The following is a 21,542-nucleotide window of genomic DNA, read 5'->3' as shown; positions in this document are numbered from 1 at the left end:
CCGCTGCCCGGCAGACGGCACGTGTAACAAGGCGCTCCCGAGAGCCGCCGGCAGACGCGCTCCAGGAGGTCGGCCTCAAAATGTGCCGCCCGAAAAATGAGCAGATGTGCGGAGAGTGTAGCGGCAGAGTGCCGCAAACGACACCCTGCCCCGGCATTTCTTGAGCAATTTATGAAATATCGTTGTCGCTTAACCGGTGATGTCAACAACAACCCGTCCACGCACTTGCCCCTTGAGGATATCGGCCCCGAGCTGCGGCAGATCCTCCAGCGTGGCGGGCTGGATCATTGCCTCCAGCTTCTCCATTGGCAGGTCACTTGCGATCCGGGTCCAGGCCTCGAGACGGTTGTCATAGGGCTGCATCACCGAGTCGATCCCCAGCAGGTTCACGCCCCTGAGCAGGAAGGGCACCACCGTCGCCGGAAGGCCCGCACCGCCTGCAAGGCCAACAGCGGCGACCGAGCCGCCGTATTTCATCTGGCCGAGTACACGGGCCAGCATCGCCCCGCCCACGGCATCCACGCAGCCCGCCCATGTTTCGCTTTCCAGCGGGCGCTTCACCGTCTCGGCGATCTCCTCGCGCGGCACGATCTGGGTTGCGCCGAGATCCTTCAGGTAATCCGCGCTCTCGGGGCGCCCGGTCACACCGGCCACCTCATGGCCCAGCTTGGCCAAAATCGCGGTCGCCACCGAGCCGACGCCGCCAGACGCGCCCGTCACCAAAACCGGCCCCTGCCCGGGCGTGAGCCCATGCTTTTCCAGCGCCATCACGGCAAGCATGGCCGTAAACCCGGCCGTGCCCACGGCCATTGCCTGCCTCGTGCTCAACCCTTCGGGCAACGGCACAAGCCAGTCGGCCTTCACCCGCGCCTTCTCGCCATAGCCACCCCAATGGGCCTCGCCCACACGCCATCCGGTGAGCACCACCTTGTCGCCCGGCTTGTAGCGATCGTCATCACTGGCTTCTACCGTGCCGGCAAAGTCGATCCCCGGCACATGGGGGTAATTGCGCACCAGCCCGCCACCGGGGCCGATGCAGAGCCCGTCCTTGTAGTTCACCGTGGAGTATTCCACGGCCACCGTCACCTCGCCCTCGGGCAACCGGCTCTCGTCAATCTCCTGAACGCTGGCCGAGGTCTTTCCCTCGTCGTCCTTCTCCACGATCAATGCACGCATGGCCGGTCTCCCCCTCAGGCTGTTGCCGCTTTCTCGGCCACCGCGCGCACCCGCGCCACCATGGCTCTCAATCCGTTCGAGCGCTGGCTGCTAAGATGTTCATCCAGCCCCAAGCGCTTCAACTCCGCCGGCGCATCCACCGCCTGCACCTCAGCCACCGTGGCGCCTGAATACAACGCCCGCAGCACGGCGATGAGGCCGTTCACGATCATCGCATCGCTTTCGCCATTGAAGGTCAGCACCGCGCCCTGCCCTGCCCCCTCGATCTCGGGCACCAGCCAAACCTGACTGGCGCAGCCCTCAACCTTGGTCGCAGGCACCTTTTGCGCCTCGGGCAAAGGCTCCATCGCCTTGCCCAACTCGATCACGTGCCGATACCTGTCTTCCCAGTCATCCAGAAACTCAAAGGTCTCAACGATGTCCTCGAAGTCGTCTCTCGCCATGCGCCGGGCTCCTTTCGCCGCTCAGAGCTAGGGCGACTCGCGGCCAAGGTCCAGCCCCACACAGTCTTTTCAACGGCACAGCTTTGCGCTAACCCGGAAAGAACGAAAAGCCGAGGGACGAGCATGATCAAACCGCTTCTGGCCACCATGGTGCTGGCGACAGCGCTCACCGGATGCTCGCGGCTGGCCGAAAGCCGGATCAATCCGTTCAACTGGTTCGGCGGATCACGCTCCGAGGCCCGCAGCGCACAATCCGTGGAAACCGTCACCGTGGTCGACCGCCGCCAGCTGGTCACGCAGGTCACAGAGCTTCGCATCGAGCGCACCCCGAACGGCGCGATCATCACCGCCGTGGGCCTGCCCCCGAGCCAAGGCTACTGGGACGCCGCGCTTGTACCCGTCAGCCGCGACGGCCTGCCGCAGAACGGTGTGATGGCCTATGACTTCCGAATCGAAGAGCCGCTCGAGTTTCAGATCGAGGGCACACAGCGTTCGCGCGAAGTGACGGTGGCCCTCCACCTCTCCAACCTCGAACTTTCGCGGATCAGCCGCATCGTCGTGCGGGGGCAGGCAAACCAGCGCAGCGCGGGACGTTAAACCGCGATTTAGGTTAACGCGCCGCCCTGTTCATTTTCTTGCTCTAAATACTCCCGGGGGTGTGGGGGCAGCGCCCCCGCTCCAGGGTGCCGCAAGCGTTCGCAAATGAAAAGGGAACGCCCCGCCGCAGAGGGTCGTCATCCCCCCGTCACATCACCGGCCTCAGAGCGCGACGATTTCCACGTTCTCGCCCTTCAGAGCCAGCGCAACGCGGCCTTCGCAAAGCTTTAGCGCATCCTCGCCAAACACCTCGCGCCGCCATCCCTTCATCGCCGGAATGTCGCGCTCACCCGCCGCAATCTCGTCAAGCTCCGCCGCGCTGGCAATCAGCCTTTGCGCCACGTTGAACCGCTCGCTCTTGGCCTTCAGCAGCACCCGCAGCAAATCGGCCAGCGCCGGGTTCACCTGCAGCTTCTCCCGCCGCCTGTCGACCGTGGGAAACTCTTCCGGGTCCGCCTCCAGCCCGGCTGAAACCGCCGTCAGGATACCCTCGGCAATATCGCCGCGCCGCGCCTCGCGCAAAAGCAGGCGCGAGCGAGACAATTCCTTTTCATTTCGGGGCTTTGTCGAGGCAAGCTCAAGCAGAGCATCATCCTTGAACACCCGATTGCGCGGCACGTTGCGGCTCTTTGCATAGCCCTCGCGAAAGCGGGCAAGTTCGCGCACGATTGCAAGAAAACGGCCAGAATTCGTGCGGGTCTTCACCCGCCGCCAAGCCTCATCGGGCTGCACCACATAGGTGTCGGGGCTCAGCAAAACCGCAAGCTCCTCCTCCACCCAAGGCGCGCGCCCCGACTTGGCCAGCTCAGCGGCCAGAAACTCATAGACCACCCGCAGATGGGTCACATCGGCCAGCGCATATTCCTTTTGCGCATCGGTCAGCGGGCGGCGCGACCAGTCGGTAAACCGGCTCGACTTGTCCACCTGCGCCTTCACGATCCGCTTCACCAGCGTCTCGTAGCCCACCTGCTCGCCAAAGCCGCAAACCATCGCCGCCACCTGCGTGTCGAACAGCGGATCGGGGATCACCCCGCCCTCGACAAAGAAGATTTCCAGATCCTGCCGCGCGGCATGGAACACCTTCACCACGTCAGGGTTGCGAAACAGCTCATAGAGCGGCTCCAGCGACATGGACTCGCCCACAATCGGGTCGACCAGCACCGCCTCGCCATCGCCGGGCAAGGCCAGTTGCACGAGGCACAGTTTAGAATAGTAGGTTCTTTCCCGCAGAAATTCAGTGTCCACGGTGATGTAAGGGCCCTTGGCCGCCGTCTGGCAGAATGCCGACAGCTCCTCGGTGGTCGTCAATGTGCGCATAAGGTGCGGTGGCTCTCTTTTTTCTTTCCCGGCGCAGATTGCGCCACTCGTTTTTGCCGCTCACCGCTTTCTAGGACCATGAGGAAAGAAAGGAAACCCTGCCTTGACGTCCGCTCAAGCCAGATAAAGCGGCTGCCGCTCGCCAGCAGCAAAGCGTCGCAGGCAGGCCGGGTAGAGCGCGTGTTCGCGGATCAGCACCCGTGCGGCCAGCGCATCAGGGGTGTCGCCGGGCAAAATCGGCACCCGGGCCTGCCCCAAGATCGGCCCGTCATCCAGCTCCGGCGTCACCTCATGCACCGTGCAGCCCGCCTCGGCGTCCCCGGCCTCCAGCGCGCGGGCATGGGTGTGCAATCCGCGGTATTTGGGCAGCAACGAGGGGTGGATGTTCAGCATCCGGCCTTCCCAGCGCCGCACAAACCCCGCCGTGAGCACCCGCATGAAGCCCGCAAGGCAGATCAGGTCGGCGCCCGCCGCCTCCAGCCGCGCCGTCAGCTCGGCTTCAAAGGCGGGGCGATCCTTGCCAAAGGGCCGGTGATCCACCGCATCCGTCTCCACGCCCATCGCCTGCGCCTTGGCCAGCCCACCCGCTTCGGGATCGTTCGACATCACCAGCACCGGGCGTGCCGGATGCCCGGCCTCGCCCATGCTTTCGACGAGCTTCACCATATTCGAGCCGCCGCCCGAGAGCAGAATGGCGCAGTTGCGCATCAAAGCAGTTTCCCGCTGTAGGAAACCCCCTCACCCGCCACAACGCGGCCCAGCTCGAATACCTGCTCGCCGGTCTCTTCCAGCAGCGCCTTCAGGCTTTCGGTCTGTTCCGCGCTGACCACGAGCACCATGCCCACGCCCGCATTGAAGGTTTTGAGCAGCTCGGCCTCGTCCAGCCCGCCGGTCTCGGCCAGCCAGCGGAAGACCGGCGGCAGTTCCCAAGCGCCAAGGTCCACCTCTGCGCCGAGCCCCTCGGGCAGAACGCGCGGCAGGTTCTCGGTCAGCCCGCCGCCAGTGATATGGGCCAGCCCGTGCACGCCGCCTGAGCGGATCGCCGCCAGCACCTGACGCACGTAAATCCGCGTGGGCGCCAGCAGCGCCTCGCCCAGCGTGCCGCCACCAAAAGGCGACTCCGCCTCCCATCCGAGGCCCGCCATCTCCACCACCCGGCGCACAAGGGAATAGCCGTTGGAATGCACGCCATCCGAGGCGAGACCGAGCAGCACGTCACCCTCGGCCACCCCATCGGGCAGCGCCGCGCCGCGCTCCATCGCGCCCACGGCAAACCCGGCAAGGTCGAAGTCTTTGCCCTCATACATCCCCGGCATTTCCGCCGTCTCGCCGCCGATCAGCGCCGCACCCGCCGCCTTGCAGCCCGCCGCGATGCCCTCCACCACAGCCGTGCCAGCGGCCACATCGAGCTTGCCAGTGGCAAAATAATCTAGGAAAAACAGCGGCTCCGCGCCTTGGCACACAAGGTCGTTCACGCACATGGCCACAAGGTCCACGCCCACGCCGTTCACAACGCCGGTATCAATCGCGATGCGCAGCTTGGTGCCAACCCCGTCAGTCGCGGCCACCAGCACCGGGTCTTTGAAGCCCGCCGCCTTCAGATCGAACAGCCCGCCAAAGCCGCCGATCGAGCCCATCACACCTGCCCGGTCGGTCGATTTCACCGCCGGTTTGATCGCCTCCACCAGCGCATTGCCCGCGTCAATGTCCACACCCGCCTGGGCATAGGTCAAACCGTTCTTACTGTCGCTCATCCGCGCTCTCCTCGGTGCCGTCGCCGGGGAGGTACCCCAAGCGCGGGCCAATTGCCAGACGCGCTTGACCCCTTGCGACGACGGGCCTAATCAGTCCCCCGGCGGGCCTGTAGCTCAATTGGTTAGAGCAGAGCGCTCATAACGCTTTGGTTGCGGGTTCAAGTCCTGCCGGGCCTACCACGTCCCCCGCCCCGCCCCGGATTGCCCCTTAAGGCCTGCGTTGCCCGGTTGCACCTTGCACCCCGGCAGGCTAAGCCTTTGTTCAATAACAAGTTGATAGCTTGAGGCGAGAGTGACGAGCGAGCAGGCCCAGACCCCGTCTTTGCCGCAAGATACCGGCACAGCGGCCTTCCTTGGCGAAACGCAGATCGAGGGCATCCAGCCACTGGATGCCCAGCTTGGCGTGGATGCGCCCAAAACAGTGCCCGATACGCTGCAAGAGCTACTCTTCGGCAAACCCGCCGCCACGCCCGATGAAACCGCCGCTGCCGGGGGCGATGCCTCGGCCCTGCCCGCCCTTACCACCTATGCCGTGCTCGACGCGGGCAAGGTCGCCAACCTCCCCGATCTGCTGGAAGGCTCCGGGCTGGACCATCGCTGCCTCTTCAAAGGCGCGGCGGAGGAAGAACTGAAAACGGTCGCGCCATGGCTGGTGCAGGTCGAAGAGGGCAACCGCTTCAGCCGCAACCTCTTCACCGCTGGCGATGCGCCCTGGCAGCTCTGGGATAAGGCCCCGGGCCTGATCCTGCGCACCCGCGCCGGGTTTGAGGAGGTCTGGAAGCATCTGCGCCACTTCACCCGCGTGCGCGGCCCCGATGATGAATGGCTCTACTGGCGCTTCTGGGAATCCGGCGCGCTCGCCGTGCTGCTCTCCTCGTGGCGGCAGTGTCCAGAAAAGGCCGCGGCCTTCATGAGCCTGCGCACCAAGGCCGGACGTATGCCCATCACCTTCCTCTGCGCCAGCGAGAGCCCCGGGGAGCTTCGCACCCTCACCCCTGCTCTTGCCGGGATGGCACCGCAGGCCAACGCCCCCTTTGCGCTGTCGAAAGACGACAGGCGCGTGCTGTCTCACTGGCGCGCGCACCGGTTTGACAGGCAACTCCTCGCCTCGCTCTGCGCCACCTATCCCCGGCTGGCACAGGCGCGCAGCGATCAGGCCACCGCATGGATGGCCACCGTTATCGCAGGGGCAGAGAACGCCGAGTTGCGGCAGGAGCGGGCGATCGAGGATTTTGCCCACAGCGCCTATCTGCTCAGCGACGACCCAACCCGCCACGGCGAAACGATGCACTACCTGAAAGACCGCACCCTGCACCCCAATGACCGCGCCCGCCTCGCCCGGCGCGCCGCTGAGGCCTATGTGCGCACGCGCAACAAGGAGACACAGCCATGACGACCGAACGCGGGCAAGAGACCTGCAACTGCGAAACCGTCAATTTCTTCCGCTGCGATCTTCCTGCCGAGTATCACGATGCGCTCTCGCTGCGCGCCATGGTCAACGGCCAGCCCACCGAGATGCTGCCCCGGGGCGAAACCTATCGCTTCCCCAACACGCTGGGCAACACGACGGCGGCGATTGATCTGGTTGGCTCGGGCACCTCGCAAACAACCTATTATCCGCAGATTGATGACGGCACCCCGCTGACGCCGGAAGACCTGCAAATGTATGTGGGTGCCCGCGACATTGGCCAACGCGCGCTGGAAGATCCGGCCCGGCAGGCCTTGCAAGATATGATCGCAAGCCCAAGCACGCCCGAAACCATGCGCATCCAGTATCGCACCCGCCTGCGCCAGATGGACGAGGAAGATCGCCAGCGCGCCGCCGCCCGCTGGGAGCAGGAAGGCGGCAACGGCGAGGGCGTCTTTCTTCTGGCGCTCACCCGCACCCCCATCGGTGATGGCGAGGTGAACCCCGACACGCTCGATCCCGCCACGCTTGTTGCCCTCACGGACGAGCTTGGCGAGGCCTTCGGCGTATTCTGGGATGATCTGCATTCCGTCTACAACTCCATGGGTGGCACTATGGCCCAAGCGATGGCGGCGCAGGCGCAGAACTTCGAAACCACCTTCCGAAACGTCAACGACCTGATGGGCCGCAACCTGAGCATGGCCGATCAGGTGCGGATGCGCCGGATCTTCCTGCGTGAGATCTTCTCGGCCCGTGTCGGACGCGTCTACACCCACCGTGGACAGAAGCTCATCAGTTTCCGTGGCCCGGCAGGCAATCGCGTTTTCCTGCGCCGCACCTCCTTTCCCGCAAATTCGATGACCGTGCTCAATGCCAATACCGCCGCCGGGCAAAATGCCGCCGCGATCCGTAGCGCGGCGGGGGGCACCTTCAGGGGCGCAGGCGGCTTTTTCCTGATCGTCGGCGGTGTGATCGAGGTGGTTCACTGGCTCACCCTGCCCGAGAGCGAGCGCTTTCTGGCCGATCTCTGCGTCAACCTCGGGCTGATGGTCGCCATCGGCGTGTTTTCGGGCGTGGCCGCCACCGCCGCCGTCGTGCTCGGCCTGGCTGCTGCGGGCATGGCCGCTCCAGTGGTGGTGACGGGCCTTGCGATCGGCGCGGTCGCACTCGGCATAGGCCTAGCAGTGTCATGGGCGCTCGACGCCACCGGCATCCGCGAAAGCCTGCAAACCGCCGCACGTCGCTTCTTCGACAGCCTCGCCGCCTTCACCCAACAACTCTTCCCGCCGCGGAGCCAAACCTTTTACGACCCCGACGCACACCCGATCCAGAACATGGGGCTGGTCGAGGGGATCGACTACTTCAACAACGCCGACCCTGATGAGCGGCAATATATAATGGACAGAATGTTTGGCCTTGAATAGCAAGCCCCCGCGCCTGCTGTATCGCGAACCCGCCGAGCAGCGCCAAAGCCGCTTCTGGGGGCTTGTCTTTGTGGCAGGCGTCACAACCGCCCTCTTTCTCACGGTGGCAGGCTTCGGCTTTGCCAGCCGGGCGCATATGCTCAGCATTGCAGCGGCCTCAGGCCTCTGGCTCCTGCTCTTTACCGCCAACACCTTCGCCCTGCGCAGTCCCGGTCTGCACCTTGCCCTGCTGCTGCCCGCACTGGGCTTCATGGGGCCGATGGCTGTGCTGCTTGCATGGTATGCCGCCGTCGGCTTTGATCTCGCCACGCCGCTGGTGCACCTTGCCTTCGCCGCCCTGCTCGTCTTCATGGTCGCGCTCTCATGGGCCGAAGCGAAAATGGCCGACCTCGACGCCTTCCAGAAGGAACTGCGAAGCAACGGCGGCCTGCGCCCGCTGGCAGATGGCACCACCGAATTCCGGATGCGCGGCACCCCCAAGAGAGGCCCTTATGGCCCCTTCTTTCGCCCATTCCGCTGGGCCAAATGGCTCGACATCGGCTTTGCCTGCGTCTTCGCCGTGGTGCTCATGGTGGTGGCCCCCATCGTCTTCACCCAAGCGGGCGATACCGACAAGGCCAGCGAAGCCTGGATCTTCTGCGTGGTCATCCTCGGCGCGGGCTGGCTGCTGCGGGCTTCGCTGACCGGGGTTCTCGTCAACCTCCGCCTGCTGCGCGCTCTGCGCCAAACACCGCCTCTCGGGCAATAGCCCCCCCGATTTCGCTCGCCACCAAGGACCATCTCCCATAGCGTCCCGCCATGATTGATGATCTCTCCCCTGCCCGCCTGTCTCTGGCTGCGGCCGCGAAATCTGCAAAGGCAGGTGACACCGCTGCCGTAAAGGCGCATGCGCTAAAGGCCCTGACGGTGCGCGAGATTTCTGCGCCGGAGCTCGCCAAGGCCGTGTCCCATCTCACCGAGGCAGGCCACGGCGCCGCCGCGCTCCGCGCCCTCAAGAAACACTGTGAAGGCAGGGCCCCCCTCGCCGCCGGCTTTGCCCACCTCGGCGCGCTCCACTTCGAGGCCGGAAAGCCCGGCCCGGCGATCCGCGCGCTCGAACGCGCCCTGCGCATGGCCCCGGATGACCGGCAAAGCGCCTTCCTGCTGGCCGATCTGCATCTGCAAGCGGATGATTCAGACGCCGCCGAAGCAACATGGGCCCGCACCTTCGCCGCCCGCCCGGATGACGCCGACATCCGTCTGCGCGCCGCCACCCAGCTTGCCCATTTCGGCGCGCTCGATCCCGCCCGCCGTGCCGTCGAGCAAGCCCGCCCGCTGCATGGGGACGCCGCCGAATTTGCCTTCATGGCCGCCGCCATCACCGGAGACGCCCCGCCAGCCCTGCCCGACCCGGGCTACATCGCCCGTTTCTTCGACAGAACGGCAAGCCACTATGACCAAAGCCTCGCCGGCGTGCAGTATCGCGGCCCAGAGGTGCTGGCGGCCAGCCTCGCCGGGCTCAACATTGCCCCCGGCGCGGGCCTCACCGTGCTGGATGCAGGCTGCGGCTCGGGCCTCTCCGCCCCGGTCCTCGCGCCGGTTTCGGCCCGCCTCGACGGGTTGGACATTAGCCCCGGCATTCTGGAAGAAGCGGCAAAGACAGGCGCTTACACCAAACTCTTCACACTCGACCTCGCCCGCGAAGACCCGCCCGAACCGGGGATCTACGATCTGATCGCTGCCATCGACGTGCTGATCTACACCGGCGACATCGCCTTGCCGCTGGCCACGCTGGCCAAGGCGCTAAAGCCCGGGGGCCGGGTGCTCTTTACCTGCGAGGCCGCGCCCGACACGCCCGATAGCTGGCAGCTGACCCCAACCGGGCGCTACCGCCACGGCGAAAACCTGATCCGCGAGGCACTGGCGCAAACCGGCTTCAACCCGCCCGACCGGATGAGCCCGGAAATCCTGCGCAACGAGTTCCGCCGCCCCGTTCCCGGCCTCGCCATCTCCGCCACACTTGCCTGACCACCGCCAGCCACGCCCGGCCACCGGCGCTCCAACCGCCCCACGCCTCCCGTGCGTTAACCTTAACAGGCATTAACCTTAACGCGCCGCCGCCAGAGCGGACCAAGCCCCATTTTCTTGCTGCAAATACTCCCGGGGGTGCGGGGGCAGCGCGCCCGCTCCAAGGCCAGCCACGCCAAACGCCCCTCCGCGGTCACCGCGCCAGCACAAGCTCCGCCTTCAGCCCCCCCAGCGCCTCGCTCTCGCCCAGCCTGAGCGTGCCGCCCTGGCTGCGGGCCACATCCAGCGCAATCGCCAGCCCGAGCCCCACACCGCTGCCACGGTCCTGATTGCGGGCCTCATCGAGCCGGGTGAAGGCACGCACGGCCTCTTCGCGGCGATCCTCAGCAATGCCCGGCCCGTCATCCTCAACCGTGTAGCGCACCATCCGCTCGCCCAGATCCACCGTCAGCCGCGCCTCCTTGCCATAGCGCCGCGCATTGGAAAGCAGGTTTGCCAAGGCCCGCTCCACCGACAGCGCCCGTAGCGCGATTTCTTCCCCGCCCTCCCCGCGGCACTCCAAGGTCACCACGCCCCCGGCCCGCCGGGCGTTCTCAGCCACCTTCTCGGCCAGCGCCACCGCATCCACCGGCTCCGCCGCCTCTCCCGCTTCCGAGCGGACAAAATCGAGGAACCCGTCCAGCATCGCTTCCATCTCCGCCACATCGCGTGACAGGTCGGTCACATCCGCCCCATCGGCCTCTGCCAGCGAGAGCTCCAGCTTCATCCGCGTCAGCGGCGTCCTCAAATCGTGGGAAACGCCCGAAAGCAGCATCATCCGCTGCGCAGTCTGCCGCTCGATCCGCGCCCGCATATCCAGAAAGGCATGGCCCGCCGAGCGTACTTCCACCGCGCCCGCAGGCTTGTATGGCTCGATCCGCCCACGCCCGAAGGCCTCCGCCGCTGCTGCAAGCCGGGTGATCGGCCTCAACTGGTTGCGCAGGTAGATGAAGGCCACCAGCGCCATGACCACGCCAACAAACCCCATCAGCACCAAAAACTGATGTGGGTTCGAGGCGCTGACCCGGCGCCGATCAAAGGTGATGGTCAGCGGCCCATGCCCGGTGCTGACCTGCAAGATCACCCGCCGCGAATTTTCCGAAAGGTCCACCGCCTCCACACCGCTCAGCCCGCCACGCAACTCGGCAATCACCGTGGCCCCCGAAACGTCATAGAACGGGCGGCGAAACCCGTGCATCTCCTCCGCAGGCAGCGCCAGCTCAAGCCGCAGCGCCTCGGCCAATGGCGCCACCTCCGCCAGCGCCGTGGGGGCATCGGGCGCGGCCTCCACTTCCGCCGACAGATGCCGCAGCTCCAACAGCAGCGAGTCGGTCATCTGCTGGGTCACATCCTCGAAATGGCGTTGGATGAAGACGATCGAGATCACCAACTGCAACACCACGATCGGCAACAGCAGGATCAGCGCGGCCCGGCCGTAAATCCCCTTGGGCATCGAGCGTTTCAACCACGAGAAATCCATGGCAGAAGGTTACGTGCCGCGGCAGGGGAACGAAAGATGCAAAGCGAGGCAGGCAAACCGGAAGAGCTTGAGCCCGGGGTGGTGCGGCTGATCGCGCCCAACCCCTCGCCGATGACCCATTGGGGCACCAACAGCTACCTTGTCGGCGAGACCGGCTTGGCGCTGATCGACCCGGGCCCCGACCTGCCCGGCCATGCCGAGGCCCTTCTGGCCGCGCTGCGCCCCGGACAGCACATCAGCCACATCCTCTGCACCCATTCCCATGTCGACCATTCCCCGCTCGCCGCCCGCCTCGCCGCCGAGACCGGGGCGCAGGTGCATGCCTTCGGCACCCACCTTGACGGTCGCCGCCCGGTGATGGAGGCGCTCGCCGCGTCCGGTCTGGCGGGGGGCGGCGAAGGGGTGCAGCCCGATTTCGCACCCGACGTCCGGCTGCCCCATGGCGCGGTGCTCGAAGGCCCGGGATGGCAACTGACGGCCCTGCACACCCCCGGCCATATCTCCAACCACCTCTGCTTCGCCCTCTCCCGCCCCTCCGGGGAGGCGGTGTTTACCGGCGATCACGTCATGGGCTGGGCCTCCTCCCTCATCAGCCCGCCCGACGGCGATGCCACCGCCTTCATGGCCTCCTGCGCCGTTCTTGCCGGGCGCAATAGCCGCATCTACTACCCCGGCCACGGCGCCCCCGTGACCGACCCCGCGGCCCGCCTCACATGGCTGACCGAGCACCGAAACGCCCGCGAAGCCCAGGTTCTGCAAGCCCTCGAAAAGGGCCCCGGCACCCCGCAAGAACTCACCGCACGCGTCTATACAGACATCCCCCCCGCCCTGCTGCCCGCCGCCGAACGCAACATGCTGGCCCAACTCATCGCCCTCGTGGAGTCCGGCCAAGTCACCGCCACCCCGGCCCTCTCAAGCACCGCCAGCTACGGCCTCAAGTGACGCAGAAAAATTTTTCCACAAAACCCTCTGGACGCCCCCCAGAGCCATTGCTATACGCGCCGCCAGTGTTCCGGCGTAGCTCAGCGGTAGAGCAGTTGACTGTTAATCAATTGGTCGTAGGTTCGATCCCTACCGCCGGAGCCATTTTCCCTTTGAAAATGGATAAATATCAATAAATTAAGCGACATGTCGCTCCGCTCGGCACACATCTGAGCACACACGGAGCACACATGGGGCTGATATTGAAACACGTAGAGAAGACCAAATCAGGCCGCTGGCAGTATCGGCGGAGAGTTCCCAAAGAAGTCGCTGAGGTCATCAACAAGCGGGAGTTCAAGCGCGTCCTCGGGGATACCGAGCGGGAGGCGTTAAAGGTCTACCCCCAGTTCCACGCTGAGGTTGAGCGGGCGATTGAGAAGGCCAAGCGCGATGCTGGTCATATTGCCGCTGCCGACCGAGACGAATTGACCGAGCGCCAAGCCTACGGGATTGCCCGCGCCCGCGCTGCGTCTCTTGCCCAAGATTCTGACACCGCAGAGAAGCGAGAGGCCATCATTGAGGCCCTGTCTGCCCCCTATGATCTTGATGAGGAAACCCTTGATCCCCTCAATGCGACCGAGGTGGACCGCATGGTCATCAACATTCTTCGGAACGGTGCAGAGGCGACCAAGCGCCCGGACCCGACCCTAGAGGACGCCATGAAGCTCTATCTCGCGGAGAAGAGAGGGACAGAGCCGCCAGACAGCTACCGCCGCGCAGAGGGACAGGTGAAGCGGTCTGTGGCGCTCACACAGGAGGCGCTGGGCCGTGACCCGGTGCTGACGGAACTGACCCGCGAAGAAGCCCGTGCGGTGCGCGATCACATGCTGGATCAGGTGAAGTCTGACGGGCAGCGGATCAGTCCCGAGTCGGTCCAGAAGTATCTGAACCTTCTGCGGGCGGTCATCAACTTCGCTGCGACCGAGATGGACATTCCCGCGACCTTCAACAGCCCGTTCAACAAGCTCCCGGTCCCACAGAGGAAAGCCGCTGGAAGCTCTGGCGAGGGCGAGAAGCGGTTGCCCCTGCCCCCAGAAATCCTGAAAGCTGCAAAGAAGCGGATCACCGGCAGCGCCCGGAGCGATCTCGCGCTGATTTGGCGATTGCTCGCCGGGACCGGGTGCCGCCTTTCGGAAATCGTCGGACTGCGCGTCGAGGACGTGGACACCAAAGGCGACCTGCCCCACATCAAGATTGCCTGGCATGAGAAACGGCGGGTGAAAACTCAGTCGTCTATCCGCCAAGTGCCCCTTGTGGGGGACGCCCTGACAGCCGCTCAGGAGGCCCTAGAAGCCGCTGACGGCAGCGATATGCTGTTCCCCCGCTATGGCCGCGCCCGTAGTTCAGAGGCGGTCTCTGCGGCGCTCATGAAGCACCTGCGGGCGATCACCTCGGACACCCGGCATAGCCTTCACTCGCTGCGGCACAATATGAAGGATTGGCTTCGGGAGGCGGAGGTCTCGAAACAAGATCAAGACCTTATCCTAGGCCACGCGCAAGAGGACGTGGGCGACCGGGTGTATGGGGGCAACGTGGCGAGGTTGAAAGCCGCCACAAGGGCCATGAAAAAGGCCCTAGCGGTGGATCAATAGGGGCTTAGGCGGGAAAGCCTACCGTGCGCCCCTCTGCGACCAGCTTGTCACGGCGCTCCGCTCCACGGCGGGCAATGCTGGCAGAGTTGCGACGACTGTATCCGAAAGTCTGTGCGAGGTTCTTCCGCCGCAGATCGAGGCCGTCTCCGTCAAGAAAGACAACTTTCCTACCGCCGCTCAGGTCCAGAATGAGCCGCGCTGGGGAAGCCCAATGGCCGGGCTGCCCTTTGCGCATGGGAATTTTCATCTGCACCTGTTTGTCCCGGCCATTCTTGCGGGTGAAGGAAGTCCAAAGACCGTCAGCACCGCCGTCACGGAGTTTCCAGTAATCGGAGGCTTCAACTAATGCGTGGCTGGTGTGGCTATCGTCCAGCGGCACCGCGTAGCAATCTGTTCCGTCCTCATCGACACAGGGGACCGGCCAGCGGCCTTGTCGTTTGTCTCGCAGTTGCTCTGCACGTTTCGGGTGCAGGTGCGCTGTTGCCCGTTTGTCTGCGGCCTTGAGCCTTGCAAACTCGCTCAGGCTCAGGGGGCGGTAGCCCGACAATCCGTTGATCTCAGGCATGAAGTTCAGTTCGTGTTTCATTGGTCACTTTCTCGTTTCATTTGGGGGGGGGATAGAGCCTTGCTGTCTGCGGCTCAGGAGGAGTGCCCCTGACCCCCACGCGCCATGCGGGGAGAAAGGACGAAATCGACCGCGCACGGCGCAATCAAGGGCACCCCACCAGAACGGCAGGAAAAGCCCTCCCAGCACCGCAAGGGGCACCGGGAGGTGAGTTCAATGGAGACTGTTAGAGGCGTCTGACGGTGCCTCTGCGGGGCTGTGTGTCGCCCCTACCGCATGTCGTCAGGCCACTGCTTATGGTCCGCGTCATGTTCATCAAGGTCTGTCTGGTCTGTCATGCCATCGCGGGCGCTGGGTGCGGTCGCTTTGCGGCGCTGTTCCGCTTCCCAAGTGTTCCACCAGATCACGCGACCATCCGGGCACAAGACCACCTCGCGGCGGTCCTGATCGGTGGCGGCGATGTATCCGGGTGGGAGGGAGCGTTGCCGTTCGGCGGTGCGGCTATCGCGGATGACGATGGGCTGCATCTTGAACAGGCTGTAGGTCATTTGCGACCTGCCCTTGCCCGCGCCCGTTCTCGGCGGCGTTCGCGGCGGACGTGACGGTGCTCAGTCGCGCACCCCCGGCAGATAGCGGCGGTGTGAGAGGGCGGCACGAAGTCCAGCCCGCACATGGGGCAATTCTTGATGGGCGGAATGGCTGCGCTGCGCCGGGGTGTGGTGTGGGCTGCGGCGTCGGTCATACGCGCACCAGCCCCATGCGGACAGCCGCACCGAAGGACATTTCAGGCTGGCCGGGAATGGTGACACGCCAGTCGTTCGACAGGCGGTCATAGCGGAGGGCCTTGCGTTCCTCTGCGGGCATGTCCTCCAGCATTTCCTTGAACCCTTCGGGGTCCAGCTTGGGCATGTTGGCGAGGTGATCCACGGCAGCGTTGGCGATGTTCACGAAACTATCCGTGTCACCGTTCACCACGGCCATACGGGCAGCGCGAAGCTGGTCCTCGCTCAAAACCTCGCTCATCATGGCGATGGAGGCGCTGGGCGCACGTTCGGCCAGGGTGTTCTCTGCCTGAGCCATGTAACCCGCGTAGACCTGTTTCGCCTGAACCTCGCTCACCCCTTCGGGCAGCATGTCCAGCACCGTTTCAGGGTCGCCGCCGTTCTCAACGGCATGGCTGACAAGACCATCGGTCACATGTGCCCCGTGGAATTGATCCACGCCTTGCAGAATATCACTTGCGACCTTGGCGCGGTGGGCGGCGGGGCTGTCGTCCGTGTCCGCTTCGTCAGCAGCATTAGCATCCGCCTGAGCGCCCTTCGGGTTGCCGTCAGGGGCAGCCTTCGGGGCATTGTCAAAAGGGAGCGGGTCGCCCTCGCGGTAGCTCTGCGGCAGGAGGCCACCGGCCTTGGCGGCATCAATCGTGGTTTCACCCACGCCGGGAATGACCACATGGCCGGGGCGGAGCGGCGCGTTGGCGTAGGCCGTGCCACCGTTCGGGCCGAAACCCTTGTTCACGATCTCTGTTGAGAGCTGACCATCCTTCATGGTCGAGGTGTGGACGGCGGCGGTGGTGATCTTGATGTTGTCGAACGTCCCGGCCTTCTTTCCGGCCTGTTGATCCTCAAGCTGTTGTTGCAGCGTGGCGAGGTCATCGGCGGAGAAATCAGCGGGCGACATATCGACGGATTGGAAATTGCTCATTGGGTGTTCCTTTCATGGTTGTTGATTTGGGGTATTGGGTGCGCCGGGGGCGCGGTGGTCGGCGGTCTCATCAGCGCGAGGACAGCGCCGAGGGCAGCCTTCCTGCCCATGTTCAGCATCCCGGCGGGTGGACTGGACATGACGACGAAAAGTGCGACGTGGCAGGATGATGAGGATGTTGAGGAAGGCTGGCCTTGGGGCTGCACGTAATCCCACGGCTTCCGCACCAGCGGAGCCATGTGAACGATCTTGGCAGAGGTGAAGCTATGGGGAAGCCCTAGAGGCTTTCAGGAGGGACCATAGGGGCCACCTCTGGTAGACCTAGACAGGGAGATTGAGGGGGGATGGGTGGGAGGTGATGCACCGGGTCATCAGTCTGATGGACAGCTACCTGATGAACCATGTCATCCACCTGTATCTATCCTGTTAAAGTGACCCCCTCTGGTCCAATGGGAGGTGGTTTTACCTGCCCCTCACAATCACCTGCCTATCAGCATGTATTTCACCGGGAGGGGCCTGTCTGGTCCAATGGGACGTATTAAACCTTTCGGGCTTTCGTCCAATGGGGTGTAGTTATTCAACGGCCACGGCGTTCAGCCGCCCGGCAGCCTCGCCTAAACCGAGCGGCGCAGCCTCTTTAAACTCATCCGCGTTAGCATGGGCTTCCCTGATCTTGGACAGCGCCACAGAGACGCACAGGGCCACGTCAGGGGCGCTCAACGGCTTCCCTAGGCTGACCCCCTCAGCGGCCATTCCAAGCTGTTCTGCGGCGTCCTTGAGGGCGCTCAGGGTATCCACAGCAGCGGCGGTCAGGCGGTTGGCATCGGCGGCGGTATAGAGGTGGTCTGTGAGGGCGGTAAGGTGGTCAGTCAGGCTGAGCACTGCGTTGGGTTTCATCATGGCGCGTCCTTTCATATCGACTTGACGTGCAACATCATGTTCGGCACGCAAGCACCTGACAACACGAATGAAGTTTCTACATGGGGAGTATCTGCCACCCAATCCGATGCCACGACAGTAGGCTAGCCCTGTGAGGATTGCTCAGGGTGTCGTCAGGGTGAACCTAGTGGGCACACAAGTTAGTCACAGGTGGCGTAATGGACAAAGACAGATAGGGTGAGAGAGTGGCGCGAATGTCACGAAACGCCCGCCGCCAGCCCCTCCCGGTCAATCGCTGAACAGCCTCAAGACCCCGTAGAGCGCCCCGATAGACGCAATACCGCAGTATCCCAGCCCCATGACCTGCAAGACAACATCGGCCATACTCACGCCCCCCCTGCGGTCTCAGCACCGGCGGCAGATTTCGCCTCATCCAGTATCCGGTAGACGCTGGCCCTGCCGATCTCCAGCCGCTTGGCAATCTCGGTCCCGCCTACGCCCTCACGGTGCAGCTTCAAGACCTCCTCAGCCTTGGCCCTAGCGGTCGCCTTCCGGCCCTTATACTTCCCCGCCGCCTTGGCCTTAGCGATACCCTCGCGCTGCCGCTCAAGCATGATCTCGCGTTCAAACTCAGCGACACCGCCCAGCACCGTCAGCATGAGCTTCCCGGTCGGGGTGCTGGTGTCGATCCCCATGTTGAGAATGCGGAGCGCCGCGCCCCGGTCGGTCAGGGTGTCGAGGATTTCAAGCAGGTGCGCCACAGAGCGGGCCAGACGGTCCAGCTTGGTCACGACTAGGGTGTCACCCTCCCGGATGAAGGACAGGGCCTCAGCGAGCTTCTCACGGGCTGTCACGTCCACCGATGACACTTGCTCAATGAACAGCCGGTCACACCCTGCCGCCTTCAACTCCCGCTCCTGCCCCTCAAGTCCAGCCTTCTGGTCCAGTGTCGAGGTCCGCGCATATCCTACCAGCATGTCTCAAGTCTCCCGCATGTGTCTCACAATGTCTTAGACTCTATAAGGCGAATTGTCTCAAATGGTCAATGCAATTCTTTTGGGACACCTTGCGGGGCAACCTGAGACGTCTCGTTAGAGCTTGCCCTGTGGGACAGCGAGAGGCGCTTGAGGTAATCGCGCGGGCAAACTTGGAAGGAGACATTGCGGCAGATTGACCGGCGACAAGAGAGCGAAGGCAGCAAGGACCCCAGTCCAGCCCCGCAGAGCCACCCCCACCGGGGGGACGCGCGGCTCATCAACTGTTGAGTTCGGGGCTTCGGATTTTTTGGTCTGTTTTAGTACGGTCTTTGATCGGTAATCTCTTGAAAAGTCGGAACGCCGCCTTCGGCCAGAAAATCCTTCAGAGCTTGATACTGCCCTCTATAGCGATTTGACCTAATCACCTTCGGGCTGAACATAAGCCCCAACTCGGGAACCGCCGCCTCCGGCTCAGCGCGCCAGAAAAGTGGCGAGAGAAGCCCAAGTAGGTTCTTGGCTGTCTCGTGGAAATTCTCTTGATTGCGGCTCTGAGCGTTCACAGCAAAGCGCAGAGACCCCAAGACCACATCGACTATGCTGGGCAGATGCGATTGACCTATTGAGGAATAATGGAAACCCACAATATTGGAAAGGCGCATTTCCGGGGTGTACGGCAGTCCGGTTATTCCTATTGTGAACTTGTCCCGTAGATGTGCTTCAATAGCATTCCCTTCATCATTGAAGCGATCAATGAGAACCAGACCGGCACCACCTACGCGGTTCAGAACGTACTGAAAATGTAGGCAGACGGCGTTGATTCCGTTGCGTCTCGCTTCATCCGAGGACGAGGCAATGTCGTGCAAAATCAAGTATGAAAGAAGCTTAGCCCCGTGTTCGATAGCGGTCGTCATCACATCCTGCTTCAGCGCAATGAACTGCTCGTGGGTGAAGCCTTCCGGCCCCGGATTGAACTTGAGCCGGTATTCTCTTGGAACCCCATGACGGTCTCGAACAGCGTCCACCGCCTGAGACAATGACAGTGCCTGTTCAGCCTCAATCATAAGCCCCCCGTAGAGCAGGAAGTCCCCGGCTCGCTCCTCTAGATTAGATTCATCGCAATACAAAAGATGCATTTGTGCTCCTCAAACTGAATCGAATGAACCCTATCGCTACTGCATGTGCTTGTCTCTAACGCTCTGATTTGTGCGCACCCCACCACCCTCAGCACACATGCCGGGAAGTCAGGTTAGTATGCGTGACGCGCGAAGCATTGATATTGAATCGTTTAAGGCGAGGCAGACCGAGTTTGACTTGACCCCGCCTCGCCTTCCATCCGAGCCAAGATACGCCCGCTAGGTCAACGACTTAGAAAACCCTCATTCCTCGAACTTTCTCGCGCAAGGCTGAAACGGAAGGCCCGCTTAAGGCTCGGCAGATAGGCTCAAGTGGCCTCTGGGGCGGACGGCTTGCGCTTTGCGACGCCCGAGACGATGGCCAATCTCACGCGATCTTTCATAAATTCATCGAAGCCGCGCGCCTGTCCCAAGATGCGATCTCCCTTTGCACCGAAGGTCTCGGCAGAACGCTTGAGATATGAGTAGAACGTCCAACTTCGGTAATCACTGGTCAGGTTCGACTTCTTGACCTTGCTGAATCGCTGGGAGAACAGCGGATAGTCAAAATTGCCAATCAGCGTACCAGCGTCCATCGCCGGGTTGCTCTCAACGTGCCGTCGCCCATCACGCTTCGCCGCGCCCGCCACCTTGCCGTAGAACCGGGATATGGTGCTATCACGCACATAGACACGCCGTCCATCGTATCGGAAGCCCAGGTAATCAAAGCCGTTCTTCCCTGCCTCATCAGGCCGCTGTTTCAAATGGTTGAACCGGAGCCCGCTCGGCGTTTGCTCGAACTGCGCAACACAGGTCTTTGCGTCTTTGATCCGCAACTCCGGCCCATGCTTGCGCATCTCGACGGTTGCGAAGTCGATAGCGGCTCGGGCCTCAGGGCTCGCGCCGGGCAAGATAAGTAGAATATCATCAGAGTAGCGCATATAGCGCCCGCCCCTCGCCCTTGCGTACTCAGCCATCACCGCATCAAACTCCAACATGTAGAAGTTTGCGATCAGATCTGAGATTGGCGCACCTTGCGGAACACCATGCGGGAGGACGTTCTTCTGGACAAGCGAGGGACCGTGCTTCGGATCACCGCCGCAAATCTTGGCGCGGAAGTCCGCGTTGGAACATAGCTGCTTGGGCATGTCGCGGAATGGCATCAGAAAGCCCGGAATCATGTGCCCGTTGCGCTCCCGCATCCCGAAATAGCCAAGCCGCGAATAGACAGAGCGCTGATCGACGTATCTGTACTTGGTGATGTTCTTGAAGACCGCGTAGTGGTCCGGCGGAAGTTCATCGACGCCCAGAAGGTCGCACCAAATGCTCTTGATCCGCTTGTGGTCCAAGTTCTCGAAGTAGCCTTTGATATCGAGTGCAACCGCCACGCAATCCCCGAGCCGGTCGATTTCATCGAAGGCGTCCTTGGCGAAGTCGATGTTGCATTTCCCACCGCCTAGGCCCGGCTTCAACACCTGCCGGTAGGCTATTGGGCAATCCTCAATGCCCATCTCCCGGAGACGCGCTTCATAGAGGCGGGAGAGTTTCCGGCGGTAGAAGGAAAAGATGTAGGCGTCTCGCCGCGCGCCGTATCGGATTGGTCGCGTCTTCTTGTCAGGCTTGGCCGCATCCGTGAAGCGGTACGGCTGCCATGACTCTTCATAGAGGAAAAAGGGGTAGAAGGAATTGGCTGCCACCCTTTGCGGGTCTGTCACGAGGCGGCGAATTTCCTTCAGCGTGATCGGCGCATCGAAATGCGGATAGTGCTTGAGGTCCTTCGCGGTGAAATCGAACTCGTCTTCCATCGGCCTCCGCGAGAGGGGGCAAGAGCATCGGGTCAACGCACCGACCCTTAACATCTCCGCCCCCGCCGTTCTGCGGTGTGCGTTCGTCTTCGACGTGGTCGTGTATACTGTGAAGCACCTGGCAATGTGGTATTGCCGGATTGCCGCAAAGCCGCCCGCGTGGCTGGCGAGAGGAGCCCGAATGATCGAACTCGCGTCCTGCACCGGCTGCGAAACTGGCCTTGACAGTTTAAACACGTAACTGAAACGCCCCCAATTGAGCGCCATGAACTCAATATGGGT

General features: G+C 63.2%; 20 protein-coding genes and 2 tRNA genes. 9 read left to right on the top strand and 13 right to left on the bottom strand.

The annotated features are described in order from the left end of the window. Positions 1-189 precede the first annotated feature (189 nt). Both acuI and ACXAG6_RS11525 read right to left on the bottom strand, forming a co-directional pair. Positions 190-1,176 carry an acrylyl-CoA reductase (NADPH) gene (acuI, locus tag ACXAG6_RS11530; RefSeq protein WP_475337676.1) on the bottom strand — a complete coding sequence of 329 codons (987 nt, stop codon included), beginning with the start codon at positions 1,174-1,176 and terminating at the stop codon, positions 190-192. A 14-nt stretch (positions 1,177-1,190) separates the two neighbouring features. Beyond that, on the bottom strand, positions 1,191-1,619 hold the full coding sequence (locus ACXAG6_RS11525; protein ID WP_140014616.1) for a SufE family protein: 429 nt from the start codon (positions 1,617-1,619) through the stop codon (positions 1,191-1,193). A gap of 123 nt (positions 1,620-1,742) precedes the next feature. On the opposite strand from ACXAG6_RS11525, the gene ACXAG6_RS11520 reads away from it, so the two are divergent. Then, positions 1,743-2,216, top strand: a complete 474-nt coding sequence (locus ACXAG6_RS11520; protein WP_140014617.1) for a hypothetical protein — start codon at positions 1,743-1,745, stop codon at positions 2,214-2,216. A gap of 162 nt (positions 2,217-2,378) precedes the next feature. Here ACXAG6_RS11520 and rnd read toward each other — a convergent pair whose 3' ends face one another. The 3 genes from rnd to purM all read right to left on the bottom strand — a co-directional run bounded on the left by rnd (position 2,379) and on the right by purM (position 5,287). Further along, positions 2,379-3,533 carry a ribonuclease D gene (rnd, locus tag ACXAG6_RS11515; RefSeq protein ID WP_475337674.1) on the bottom strand — a complete coding sequence of 385 codons (1,155 nt, stop codon included), beginning with the start codon at positions 3,531-3,533 and terminating at the stop codon, positions 2,379-2,381. Positions 3,534-3,647: 114 nt separating this feature from the next. After that, the gene (purN, locus tag ACXAG6_RS11510) at positions 3,648-4,241 is read right to left on the bottom strand and encodes a phosphoribosylglycinamide formyltransferase (RefSeq protein WP_475337673.1); all 594 of its coding nucleotides are present in this window, start codon (positions 4,239-4,241) and stop codon (positions 3,648-3,650) included. After that, complete coding sequence (gene purM / locus ACXAG6_RS11505; protein WP_475337672.1) at positions 4,241-5,287, bottom strand: phosphoribosylformylglycinamidine cyclo-ligase; 1,047 nt, start codon at positions 5,285-5,287, stop codon at positions 4,241-4,243. Before purM ends, purN begins: the two co-directional genes overlap by 1 nt. Before the next feature lie 103 nt (positions 5,288-5,390). Here purM and ACXAG6_RS11500 point away from each other — a divergent pair. The 5 genes from ACXAG6_RS11500 to ACXAG6_RS11480 all read left to right on the top strand — a co-directional run bounded on the left by ACXAG6_RS11500 (position 5,391) and on the right by ACXAG6_RS11480 (position 10,126). Next, positions 5,391-5,467: transfer RNA gene (locus ACXAG6_RS11500), tRNA-Ile, on the top strand. Between the two features lie 112 nt (positions 5,468-5,579). Then, positions 5,580-6,680: a DUF4123 domain-containing protein gene (locus ACXAG6_RS11495; protein ID WP_475337671.1), complete on the top strand. Its 1,101-nt coding sequence runs from the start codon at positions 5,580-5,582 to the stop codon at positions 6,678-6,680. Beyond that, positions 6,677-8,119 (top strand): hypothetical protein, encoded by a 1,443-nt coding sequence (locus tag ACXAG6_RS11490; RefSeq protein WP_475337669.1) that lies wholly within the window; start codon positions 6,677-6,679, stop codon positions 8,117-8,119. Before ACXAG6_RS11495 ends, ACXAG6_RS11490 begins: the two co-directional genes overlap by 4 nt. Beyond that, complete coding sequence (locus ACXAG6_RS11485) at positions 8,112-8,867, top strand: hypothetical protein (protein ID WP_475337668.1); 756 nt, start codon at positions 8,112-8,114, stop codon at positions 8,865-8,867. The genes ACXAG6_RS11490 and ACXAG6_RS11485 overlap by 8 nt, the downstream gene beginning before the upstream one ends. A gap of 50 nt (positions 8,868-8,917) precedes the next feature. After that, on the top strand, positions 8,918-10,126 hold the full coding sequence (locus ACXAG6_RS11480) for a class I SAM-dependent DNA methyltransferase (protein ID WP_475337667.1): 1,209 nt from the start codon (positions 8,918-8,920) through the stop codon (positions 10,124-10,126). A gap of 193 nt (positions 10,127-10,319) precedes the next feature. Here ACXAG6_RS11480 and ACXAG6_RS11475 read toward each other — a convergent pair whose 3' ends face one another. Then, on the bottom strand, positions 10,320-11,645 hold the full coding sequence (locus tag ACXAG6_RS11475) for an ATP-binding protein (RefSeq protein WP_475337665.1): 1,326 nt from the start codon (positions 11,643-11,645) through the stop codon (positions 10,320-10,322). Positions 11,646-11,681: 36 nt separating this feature from the next. Between ACXAG6_RS11475 and ACXAG6_RS11470 the strand changes: the two genes are divergently transcribed. From ACXAG6_RS11470 to ACXAG6_RS11460, 3 genes are all read left to right on the top strand, one after another. Then, entirely contained in the window at positions 11,682-12,587 is a 906-nt protein-coding gene (locus ACXAG6_RS11470) for an MBL fold metallo-hydrolase (protein WP_475337664.1), read from the top strand. A gap of 69 nt (positions 12,588-12,656) precedes the next feature. After that, positions 12,657-12,731 (top strand) — tRNA-Asn (locus ACXAG6_RS11465). A 98-nt stretch (positions 12,732-12,829) separates the two neighbouring features. Continuing rightward, positions 12,830-14,218: a tyrosine-type recombinase/integrase gene (locus ACXAG6_RS11460; RefSeq protein WP_475337663.1), complete on the top strand. Its 1,389-nt coding sequence runs from the start codon at positions 12,830-12,832 to the stop codon at positions 14,216-14,218. A 4-nt stretch (positions 14,219-14,222) separates the two neighbouring features. On the opposite strand, the gene ACXAG6_RS11455 is transcribed toward ACXAG6_RS11460, so the two are convergent. The 7 genes from ACXAG6_RS11455 to ACXAG6_RS11425 form a co-directional block, all read right to left on the bottom strand. Further along, a complete protein-coding gene (locus tag ACXAG6_RS11455; protein WP_475337662.1) occupies positions 14,223-14,804 on the bottom strand; it encodes a hypothetical protein in 582 nt (193 codons plus the stop codon). 248 nt (positions 14,805-15,052) lie between these two features. After that, entirely contained in the window at positions 15,053-15,331 is a 279-nt protein-coding gene (locus ACXAG6_RS11450) for a hypothetical protein (RefSeq protein WP_475337660.1), read from the bottom strand. Between the two features lie 190 nt (positions 15,332-15,521). Continuing rightward, on the bottom strand, positions 15,522-16,487 hold the full coding sequence (locus ACXAG6_RS11445) for a hypothetical protein (protein WP_475337659.1): 966 nt from the start codon (positions 16,485-16,487) through the stop codon (positions 15,522-15,524). A gap of 573 nt (positions 16,488-17,060) precedes the next feature. After that, the gene (locus tag ACXAG6_RS11440) at positions 17,061-17,384 is read right to left on the bottom strand and encodes a hypothetical protein (RefSeq protein WP_475337658.1); all 324 of its coding nucleotides are present in this window, start codon (positions 17,382-17,384) and stop codon (positions 17,061-17,063) included. A 368-nt stretch (positions 17,385-17,752) separates the two neighbouring features. Beyond that, complete coding sequence (locus ACXAG6_RS11435; RefSeq protein ID WP_475337656.1) at positions 17,753-18,343, bottom strand: recombinase family protein; 591 nt, start codon at positions 18,341-18,343, stop codon at positions 17,753-17,755. Between the two features lie 317 nt (positions 18,344-18,660). After that, entirely contained in the window at positions 18,661-19,476 is an 816-nt protein-coding gene (locus ACXAG6_RS11430) for a hypothetical protein (RefSeq protein ID WP_475337655.1), read from the bottom strand. Between the two features lie 308 nt (positions 19,477-19,784). Further along, positions 19,785-21,260, bottom strand: a complete 1,476-nt coding sequence (locus ACXAG6_RS11425; protein ID WP_475337654.1) for a reverse transcriptase domain-containing protein — start codon at positions 21,258-21,260, stop codon at positions 19,785-19,787. Between the last annotated feature and the right edge of the window lie 282 nt (positions 21,261-21,542).

This window comes from Vannielia sp. ABF1_015 (assembly GCF_056160745.1).
The sequence above is the reverse complement of the archived record's forward strand: the minus strand, read 5'-3'. Positions and strand labels throughout refer to the sequence as shown.

Coding starts and splice junctions, on each gene's coding strand:
- purN (WP_475337673.1), bottom strand. CDS start 4,241: ATGCGCAACTGCGCCATTCTGCTCTCGGGCGGCGGCTCGAATATGGTG.
- ACXAG6_RS11470 (WP_475337664.1), top strand. CDS start 11,682: ATGCAAAGCGAGGCAGGCAAACCGGAAGAGCTTGAGCCCGGGGTGGTG.
- purM (WP_475337672.1), bottom strand. CDS start 5,287: ATGAGCGACAGTAAGAACGGTTTGACCTATGCCCAGGCGGGTGTGGAC.
- ACXAG6_RS11435 (WP_475337656.1), bottom strand. CDS start 18,343: ATGCTGGTAGGATATGCGCGGACCTCGACACTGGACCAGAAGGCTGGA.
- acuI (WP_475337676.1), bottom strand. CDS start 1,176: ATGCGTGCATTGATCGTGGAGAAGGACGACGAGGGAAAGACCTCGGCC.
- ACXAG6_RS11440 (WP_475337658.1), bottom strand. CDS start 17,384: ATGAAACCCAACGCAGTGCTCAGCCTGACTGACCACCTTACCGCCCTC.
- ACXAG6_RS11425 (WP_475337654.1), bottom strand. CDS start 21,260: ATGGAAGACGAGTTCGATTTCACCGCGAAGGACCTCAAGCACTATCCG.
- ACXAG6_RS11490 (WP_475337669.1), top strand. CDS start 6,677: ATGACGACCGAACGCGGGCAAGAGACCTGCAACTGCGAAACCGTCAAT.
- ACXAG6_RS11480 (WP_475337667.1), top strand. CDS start 8,918: ATGATTGATGATCTCTCCCCTGCCCGCCTGTCTCTGGCTGCGGCCGCG.
- ACXAG6_RS11450 (WP_475337660.1), bottom strand. CDS start 15,331: ATGACCTACAGCCTGTTCAAGATGCAGCCCATCGTCATCCGCGATAGC.
- rnd (WP_475337674.1), bottom strand. CDS start 3,533: ATGCGCACATTGACGACCACCGAGGAGCTGTCGGCATTCTGCCAGACG.
- ACXAG6_RS11525 (WP_140014616.1), bottom strand. CDS start 1,619: ATGGCGAGAGACGACTTCGAGGACATCGTTGAGACCTTTGAGTTTCTG.
- ACXAG6_RS11520 (WP_140014617.1), top strand. CDS start 1,743: ATGATCAAACCGCTTCTGGCCACCATGGTGCTGGCGACAGCGCTCACC.
- ACXAG6_RS11455 (WP_475337662.1), bottom strand. CDS start 14,804: ATGAAACACGAACTGAACTTCATGCCTGAGATCAACGGATTGTCGGGC.
- ACXAG6_RS11475 (WP_475337665.1), bottom strand. CDS start 11,645: ATGGATTTCTCGTGGTTGAAACGCTCGATGCCCAAGGGGATTTACGGC.
- ACXAG6_RS11445 (WP_475337659.1), bottom strand. CDS start 16,487: ATGAGCAATTTCCAATCCGTCGATATGTCGCCCGCTGATTTCTCCGCC.
- ACXAG6_RS11430 (WP_475337655.1), bottom strand. CDS start 19,476: ATGCATCTTTTGTATTGCGATGAATCTAATCTAGAGGAGCGAGCCGGG.